The organism is Meiothermus luteus (assembly GCF_003574085.1).
GTDB classification, from domain to species: Bacteria; Deinococcota; Deinococci; order Deinococcales; family Thermaceae; genus Meiothermus; species Meiothermus luteus.
Map to the genome: position 1 here is coordinate 1 of NZ_QWKZ01000114.1, position 8,104 is coordinate 8,104.

Consider the following 8,104-nt stretch of genomic DNA (forward strand, 5'->3'; position numbering starts at 1 on the left):
GGGGCGGGACCTCCTGGAGGGGATGCTCGCCGCCCACCTCCTCACCGCCCACCACGCCCTAAAGTACGCCCGCTTCCGCCCTGGGGCGCGGGCCGTCTTCTTCGGGGCGTACCCCCAGTACGTCCAGGTGCCGGGCTTCGCCGCTTACGCCGCCGCCAAGGGGGCCCTGGAGGCCTACCTGGGGGCCGCGCGGCGGGAGCTTCGGCGGGAGGGGGTGGAGCTGGTCCTGGTGCGGCTTCCCGCCGTGGCCACGGGGCTCTGGGCCCCCTTAGGGGGCCCGCCCAAGGGGGCGCTCGCCCCGGAGGAGGCGGCAAGGCGGGTCCTCTCGGGGGTCCTGGCGGAGCCCCCGCCCGAGACCCTGGAGGTCTAAGGTGAGCGCCTACCGCGCCCACTTCTACCCCATGCGCCTCGCCCTCCTCGCCGTGGGAGAGAACTTCATGCCCATGGCCTGGTGGACCCCCGTGTCCAAGACGCCCTTCCGCTTCCTCCTGGCGGTGGACCGGAAGAACCACACCCTAAGCCTCCTCCGGGAGCTGGGGGAGGCGGCCCTCTGCTTCCTGCCTTGGGAGGAGCGGGGCTGGGTGGTGCGGGCGGGGTACCTCTCGGGAAGGAGGGTGCGCAAGGCGGAAAGGCTCGGGGTGGCCCTGCGGCCCGCCCGGGCCCTGGCCCACACCCTCGTCCCCGAGAAGGCGGTGGCGGTGTTTGAGCTCAAGGTGGCGGAGTGGCCCACGGACGGGGACCACGCCCTCTTCCTAGGGGCCGTGGTCCACGCCGAGGGGAGCCCGGAGGGCAAGCGCCGCCCCATCCTTTTCCTAGGCTTTCGCGACTTCGCCACCTTGGGGGAGGGCTGGCGGTTTGGGCGGTGAGGCGGTGTTGGCCTCTTCAGGTCAGCAAAACAGCCAGGATGCAGCGGTGATCCGCCTGGGCTACCCCTGCGAGAACCTGACGCTTAAGGCCAGCACCAACCACACCCTGCGCCTGGGCTCCCTCACCGAGGAGCGGGTCCGGGTCAAGGCAGCCCAGAACCTGGCCGACCTGGAACGCATCCTCCGCTGGAACGCCAGGCACGGCTTCGGCCTTTTCCGCATCGGCCAGCACCTCATCCCCTTCGCCTCCCACCCCGCCTTCCCCTACGACTGGGAACGGGCCCACGGGGAGGACCTCAGGCGCCTAGGCGCCTTGGCCAAGGCCTTGGGCCAGCGCCTTTCCTTCCACCCGGGCCAGTACGTGAACCCAGGAAGCCCAGACCCCAAGGTGGTGGAGCGCTCCCTGGCCGAGCTCCGCTACTCCGCCCGGGCCCTTTCCCTCCTGGGGGCGGAGGGCGGGGTCTTGGTCCTCCACCTGGGCGGCGTGTACGGGGAGCGGAAGCGGGCCCTGCGGCGCTTTGTGGAGAACCTGCGGGGGGAAGGGGAGGTCCTCCGCTACCTGGCCCTGGAAAACGACGAGCGCCTTTGGAACGTGGAGGAGGTGCTGGAAGCGGCGGAGGCCCTAGGCGTGCCCGTGGTGGTAGACCCCCTTCACCACGCCCTAAACCCGGGCCGGCTTTCCCTGGGAGAGGCCCTCCGGCTCGCCTTCGCCACCTGGCGCACCCGCCCCAAGGTGCACTTGGCGAGCCAGGACCCCACCCGCCGCCTTGGGGCCCACGCCTTCCAGGTTTCCCCGGAGGACTGGGAGCGCCTCCTCGCCGCCCTCCCCGGGCCCGCCGACGTCATGGTGGAGGCCAAGGGCAAGGAGGTGGGGGTGAGGAAAGGGAGAAGGCCCCCTGGAGGGGGGCCTTTGGGGCTTCGGGATGGCTAGCGGATAGGCTGGCCGTACTTGGCCTGGTCGTAGACCTTTTGAGCGCCGCGGGACTGCCAGCCAATCAGCCAGGGCTCAATGGTGGGGTAGGCCGAGTTGGCAAAAGTAGAAGAAACGTAGTTGAGCAGGCCTACTCGGAAGACTCGAGCGTCGGACTGGAAGTAGAGGGGGATCATGGCCACCTCGTTGGCCCAGATTTCCTGCATACGGGCGAAGAGCTGCTTGCGGCGGTTCACATCAAATTCGACCACCGCCTGGTTCCTAAGCCGGTCGTACTCCTCGTTGCACCAGCCGCCGAAGTTGAGCCCCCTGAAGCTGTTCTCTCGAGTGGGCACGTAAATCATACGGCCCTCGTCGTCGCGGCAGGCCGAGCGCACCCCATCGTCGGCCTGGCCCATGCTGAAGGCGTAGTGCAGGAAGCCTGTCCAGGTGCCCTCCTGGGCCCTCGCGCGGTACTGTGCGCTTAGGAGCACCGCACTGGGGGCGTTGTTGATCCGCACCGCGATACCTACCTGACGGTAGTTCTCGGCCACGAACTGCTGGATGCGCTCGCGCACGGCGTTGCCCGCGGTGGTGGCCCACTCGATTTCAAACCGCACGGTCCGGCCGTCCACGGTGCGCTGCAGGATGCCGTCCGGGCCAGGCCGCCAGCCCAGCTCGGCCAGAAGCTGCCGGGCCCGCTCGGGGTTGTAGGGGTACTTGGCCACGTTGGGGTTGAACATGGGGTTCTGGGGCGAGACCCAGGTGGGGGCCACCGTGTAGAAGCCGTCAAAGAAGGCCTTGGTGATGCCCTCGCGGTTCATGGCGTAGATGAGGGCCTGACGGGTCTTGACGTTGTCCAGCATCAGGTCCCTCACCTTTTGCACGTTGGTGAACTGGTTGATCTCCAGGTGTTCAAAGAAGGGGGTGGGCACCGCCCAGATTTCAAAGCGGCCGGGAGCCCGGCTCACAAGCTGGCGGCTGCGGCCCTGGTCAAAGGAGATGGAAACGCTCGAGGCCGCGTCAATCCCCCCGCCCAGGATGGCCACCAGGAGGGAGTTAGTGTTTTGGATGATGCGGTAGACCACCTTCTGGACGTACTTGTCCTCCCCTCCAGGGGGCTTAATCCAGAACCGGGGGTTGCGCCGCATTTCAATACTGCTGCCCGGAACCCAGCGCACCAGGGTAAAGGGGCCGGAGTAGACCATGCGGCCGCTGTTTAGGAACTGCGGGCTGGAGAACTGGGTGAAGAAGTTGCGGAATATCTCGGCCTGGCGAGCGGGGTCGTTGGTCTGGGCGGCGGCTGCCTTGGCCCGCTCCCACTCAGGACGCATGATGTGGCTTGGGGCGTAGTAGACCTGGTTTACATCCAGGTCATAGAAGTAGGCCGGTTCCAGGACCACCGTGAAGTTGCGGCTGTCCCGCACGCGGATGGAGGCCCGCTCGAAGAAGTCCACCGCCGTCGTGGGGACGCCCTTGGTCTTGCCCATCTCAAAGTAGAGGGCCACGTCCTCGGTGGTGATGGGACGCCCATCCGACCAGACCGCGTCGGGGCGAATGGTGTAGTCCAGCTCGAGCCGCCGTACCCCGGGCCGCACGTTGGTGAAGCGCACCCGCCCGTTCTGTTGGGTGGGCACCTCGGTCACCACCACCGGGATGATTTCTAGGTCGCGGTTGGTCTGCACCAGCGGGGCGAATAGGAAGTTTTCTATCTCAAACTTGATGGCCTGGTTGGATATGGCGTTGACCACGTCTCCGGCCAACGAGCGGGGCTCCTGGGCCGCTCCGATGATGAGGCTGTTGTCCTGGGGTCCGGCCAGCGCCAACCCACTTAGAACCGCCAGGGCCAGAAATTGTCTTTTCATGCCTCCTCCTTTCCTGCCGAAGCCGGCTGGCCTAGATTCTATTGGGGCCTACCCCCTTCGTCAAAGCAAAGGGGCCAGGGGAAGCCCCCCGGCCCGGTGGTTCGGTGGCCTACTTGATGGCGATGCCGCCGGCCTGGGCCTGATCGTGGCGCTTAACCGCCCCGCGGCTGGCCCAGCCAATCTCCCAGGAGTTCCAACCGGGGTAGCCGTTGCCACCAGAGTAGGTAGAGGCTACGTAGTTGACCAGGCCGGTGCGCACCACCAGGAAGTTGGAACGGAAGCGCAAGGGCAAGGCCGGCAGCTCCTCGGCCCATATCTCCTGAGCCCGGGCGAAGAGCTGTTTGCGGCGGGCCTCGTCAAACTCGAGTACCCCCTGGCTGGTCAGGCGGTCGAACTCCTCGTTGCGCCAGTTGCCAATGTTCTGGCCGGCGTAGTTGTTCTCCTTGCTGGGTACCTGAATGGCGCCGGTGTTGAGGTTGCGGTACTGGAAGAGGCTGCCGTCCTCGGCCAGGCTGCTCACCCAGGCGAACATGAACATCAGCCACTTGCCTTCTTCAGCCCGCTGGATGAAGTCGTCGGCGAAGACCACTGCGCTGGGGGCGTTGTTGGTCCGCACCGCGATGCCCACCTGCCGCCACTGCTCGATGAAGAGCTGCTGGGTGCGCTCGCGGATGGCGTTGCCGGCGGTGGTGACCCACTCCAGCTCAAACCGCACGGTGCGGCCGTCCACGGTGCGCTGCAGGATGCCGTCGGGGCCGGGGCGCCAGCCCACCTGGGCTAGGAGCTCGCGGGCTTTGGCCGGGTTGTACTCGTACTTCTTGACGTTGGGGTTGAAGAGGGGGTTGGAAGGGGCTACCCAGGTGTGGGAGACCGGCTCGGCTCCATCAAAGAAAGCCTGTACCCAGGCCTCGCGGTTGATGGCGTGCAGGAGGGCCTGCCGGGTGCGCTTGTCGTCTAGGGTCAGGTCGCGTACCCGCTGCACGTTGGTGAACTTGTTGATGTCAATGTGCTCCCAGATGGCCCCGGGAATGGCCCAGATGTCAAAGCGGCCTGGGGCCCGGCTGGTGAGCTGGCGGCTCCTAGCCTGGTCGGCGGTGATGCCCACCGTGGAGGTGGCGTCAATTCCCCCGCCCAGGATGGCCACCAGGAGGGAGTTGGTGTTCTGGATGATGCGGTAGACCACCCGCTGCACGTACTTGTCGGCCCCACCCTGGGGCACGATGGCGGTGAAGTTGGGGTTGCGCACCAGCTCAATGGAGCTGTTGGAGACCCAGCGCCGCACGCGGAAGGGGCCGCTGTAGACCATGCGCCCGGCGTTAATGGCCTGGTTGGAGGAGAACTGCTGGAAGAAGTTGCGGTAAAGCTCGTTTAGGCGCTGGGCGTCCCGGTCGGGGTTGAGGTTGGCGGCGGCGGCTTTGACCTTTTCCCATTCAGGGCGCATGATGTGGGCGGGCGCGTAGCCGATGGGCGAGCCGTAGGTGTCGTAGTAGTAGGCCGGCTCAAAGATTACGGTCATGTTCTGCTTGTCGCGCACCCGCAGGTTGACCCGCTCCCAGTAGTCGGGGTTGATGACGGGCATCCCTTTGGCCTTACCGACCTCAAAGTAGAAGGCGAAGTCGTCGGTGGTGAGGGGAGCCCCGTCCGACCAGCGCAGGTTGGGCTTCAGGGTGATGTCAATTTCCAGACGGCGCTTGCCCCCACCGATATCGGTCACCCGCAGGCGGCGGTTGGCCAAGGTGGGTACCTCGGTGGCCAGCACGGCCTCGTTCTCGGCCCGCAGGTTTTGCACGATGAGCGGGGCGAACAGGTAGTTTTCAATCTCCACCTTGATGGACTGGTTGGAGATCACGTTGAGGAAGTCCCCCCCCAGCACCCGGGGCTCCTGAGAGGCGCCGATAATTAGGCTGTTATCGGCAGGCCCGGCCAGGGCAGCCCCAGCGGCCAGGGTTAGACCCAGTACAAAAACCTTGCTTAGACGCTTCATTTAGCCTCCTTTTTGACTCTGCCGAAGCAGAATCCCATTGTGCTATGGCGTTTTGCCGCCCCTATTATAGCCAGCCGCCCCTTTGCGTCAAACCTGGGGAATGGCAAAAGGCCATCCACCCTTTGGTGGATGGCCTGGCTTGGCCCCTCGAGCTACCCGCGGCAGCCGCTTGCCCCCTCAGGGGTCCTGCCGTCGGTGCGGAAGGAGTGGCCGCAGCCGCAGGAGGAGGTGGCGTTGGGGTTGTTGATGCTGAAGCCCCCGCCCATCAGGTTGTCTACCCAGTCCACCTGGGAGCCAACCAGCAAGGGGAGGGACATCCGGTCCACCACCAGCCGTACCCCGTGCATCTCCACGGTGGTGTCGCCCTCGAGCTCCCGCTCATCCACCGCCATGCCGTACTGGTAGCCGCTGCAGCCCCCCGACTTCACGAAGACCCGGATGGCTGCGTGGGGCTTGTTGTAGCGCTCCAGGATTTCCTTGGCCCGCTCGGCGGCCAGAGGGGTAATCGAGATTACCGCTTCCTGCACCACGAAAGACCTCCTAGCCCCTAAGGTAGCACGCCCTGTAGAGCGAATGGTAAGCGGGCGCACCCCTTGTAGTATGGGCGCATGGACATCGCTTTGGCCCAGCGGGTTTTGCAGGAGGCTCGAGTCCCGGGCTGGCTTATGTACAGCTTCCAGGGGAGCAACCCTTTGGCCCTGGAGGTCCTTGGCCTCATGGAGCGGGCTTTGAGCCGACGGTTTGCTTACCTGATTCCTGCCCAGGGTGAGCCCATCCTCATCGTGCACGCCATAGAGGAGACCTACTTTTCCGACCTTCCGGGAAGGCGGGTGGTCTTCTCTAGCTGGACCCAGTTCACCGAGGCCTTGCGGGCCCATGTGGCGCCCTTGGGGCGGGTGGCCATGGAGTACCAGCCGGGCGGGGGCATTCCTTATCTCTCGCGGGTGGACGCCGGAACCGTGGAGCTGCTGCGGGGGATGGGGCTGGAGGTGGTTTCCTCAGCAGAGCTGCTGCTTCGCTTCCAGACCTGGGGCGAGGCCGACCTGGCCGCGCACCGCCAGGCCGCTTTGGGCATCGCCGAGGCCCTGGCCCACGCCCTGGGGTTCGTGCGCGCCCGCCTAAAGGAGCCGCCCAGCGAGCGGGAGGTTCAGGCTGAAATCCTCAAGGTTTTTGCGCACCGGGGGTTGGTTTGCGACCATCCCCCCATGGTGGCCTTTGGCCCGCATGCGGCCAACCCGCACCACACCCCTGGGGAGGCCCGGCTGGAGCGGGGCCAGGTGGTGCTGATAGACCTCTGGGCCAAGCTGCCGGGAGGCCCCTACGCCGATGTGACCTGGATGGCGGGCTGGGAGGCCCCAGCGGAGGCCCACCAGGCCTTCCAGGTGGTGCGGGAGGCCCGGGAGGCGGCCTTGGTCTACTGCCGCCAGGCCTACGCCGAGGGGCGCTACCCGCGGGGCTTTGAGCTGGACCGGGTGGCTCGAGGGGTTGTTGAGCGGGCTGGCCTGGGGGACTACCTACGGCACCGCACCGGGCACCACCTGGGCTTTGCTGCTCCCCACGGCAACGCCACCCACCTGGACGACCTAGAGACCCATGACGCCCGCCCCCTTATCCCGGGCCTGGCCTTCACCATAGAACCAGGGGTCTATCCGGGGCCCTTTGGGGTTCGCACCGAGGTGAACGTCTACCTCCACCCTCAGGGGCCAGAGGTGACCACCGTGGCTCAAGAGGCGCTGGAGCCGCTTTGAAGCCAAAGGCCCTCGGGCCAGGCCCCTCCTAGGGCTTCCCAGGCCCGCACCATGTCTGCGGGAATCGGGGCGGTAAAGTGGAGGTACTTGCCCGTCCTAGGGTGCTGGAAGCGCAGCTCGTAGGCGTGCAGGGCCTGGCGGGGGATGAGGGGAGAGGGTCTGCCGTAGACCTCGTCGCCGAGGATGGGGGTCCGCAGGTGCTTGAGGTGTACCCGAATCTGGTGGGTGCGGCCGGTGTGCAAAACAGCGGAGACCAAGCCGTGGCCCGCTGCTTGGGCCAGCACCTCAAACTCGGTCTGGGCGTGCCGGGCGGCTATCCCGCCTACGTGCATGCGGGTACGGTCTACCGGGTGGCGGCCAATGGGGGCTGAGAGGAGGCCCTCGGGAGGAAGGCCCACGGTGAGGGCTAGGTAGCGCTTGTAGACGCTTCGCCCGGCAAAAGCCTCGGCCAGCCGGCGGTGGGCGGCCTCGTGCCGGGCCACCACCATCACCCCGCTGGTGTCCTTGTCTAGCCGGTGGACAATGCCGGGGCGGACCAGCTCGGGTCTGGGCGCCTCCTCGGCCGAAAGCCCGTAGCGGCCCAGCAGAGCGTTGACCAGGGTACCGGAGTAGACGCCCGGGGCTGGGTGGGTCATCATTCCCGCGGGCTTGTTTACCACCAGCAGGTCCTGGTCTTCATGGAGCACCTCGAGGGGGATCGCCTCGGGGGCCACCGTGGGTGGGCTAGGGGG

8 protein-coding genes are annotated in these 8,104 nt (G+C 66.6%); 4 read left to right on the top strand and 4 right to left on the bottom strand.

Translation table 11 applies throughout. The annotated features are described in order from the left end of the window. The 3 genes from Mlute_RS13040 to uvsE all read left to right on the top strand — a co-directional run. Positions 1 to 370 (top strand): SDR family NAD(P)-dependent oxidoreductase (locus tag Mlute_RS13040; RefSeq protein ID WP_119361042.1); only part of this gene is annotated, 370 nt, incomplete at its 5' end. 31 nt (positions 371 to 401) lie between these two features. Next, a complete protein-coding gene (locus Mlute_RS13045) occupies positions 402 to 866 on the top strand; it encodes a flavin reductase family protein (protein WP_119361048.1) in 465 nt (154 codons plus the stop codon). A gap of 46 nt (positions 867 to 912) precedes the next feature. Continuing rightward, positions 913 to 1,797: a UV DNA damage repair endonuclease UvsE gene (uvsE, locus tag Mlute_RS13050; RefSeq protein ID WP_119361043.1), complete on the top strand. Its 885-nt coding sequence runs from the start codon at positions 913 to 915 to the stop codon at positions 1,795 to 1,797. On the opposite strand, the gene Mlute_RS13055 is transcribed toward uvsE, so the two are convergent. The 3 genes from Mlute_RS13055 to erpA all read right to left on the bottom strand — a co-directional run bounded on the left by Mlute_RS13055 (position 1,794) and on the right by erpA (position 6,155). Further along, on the bottom strand, positions 1,794 to 3,641 hold the full coding sequence (locus Mlute_RS13055; protein WP_119361044.1) for a peptide ABC transporter substrate-binding protein: 1,848 nt from the start codon (positions 3,639 to 3,641) through the stop codon (positions 1,794 to 1,796). The two genes, uvsE and Mlute_RS13055, sit on opposite strands and share 4 nt — an antisense overlap. Positions 3,642 to 3,750: 109 nt before the next feature. Beyond that, entirely contained in the window at positions 3,751 to 5,625 is a 1,875-nt protein-coding gene (locus tag Mlute_RS13060) for a peptide ABC transporter substrate-binding protein (RefSeq protein WP_119361045.1), read from the bottom strand. A gap of 152 nt (positions 5,626 to 5,777) precedes the next feature. Further along, positions 5,778 to 6,155: an iron-sulfur cluster insertion protein ErpA gene (gene erpA, locus Mlute_RS13065; protein WP_119361046.1), complete on the bottom strand. Its 378-nt coding sequence runs from the start codon at positions 6,153 to 6,155 to the stop codon at positions 5,778 to 5,780. Positions 6,156 to 6,233: 78 nt separating this feature from the next. Between erpA and Mlute_RS13070 the strand changes: the two genes are divergently transcribed. Next, positions 6,234 to 7,373, top strand: coding sequence for a M24 family metallopeptidase (locus Mlute_RS13070; protein ID WP_119361047.1), 1,140 nt, complete (start codon positions 6,234 to 6,236; stop codon positions 7,371 to 7,373). On the opposite strand, the gene Mlute_RS13075 is transcribed toward Mlute_RS13070, so the two are convergent. Then, positions 7,349 to 8,104, bottom strand: a 756-nt coding sequence (locus tag Mlute_RS13075; protein ID WP_147371095.1) for an RluA family pseudouridine synthase, incomplete at its 5' end; no start/stop codon positions are given. The genes Mlute_RS13070 and Mlute_RS13075 overlap by 25 nt on opposite strands.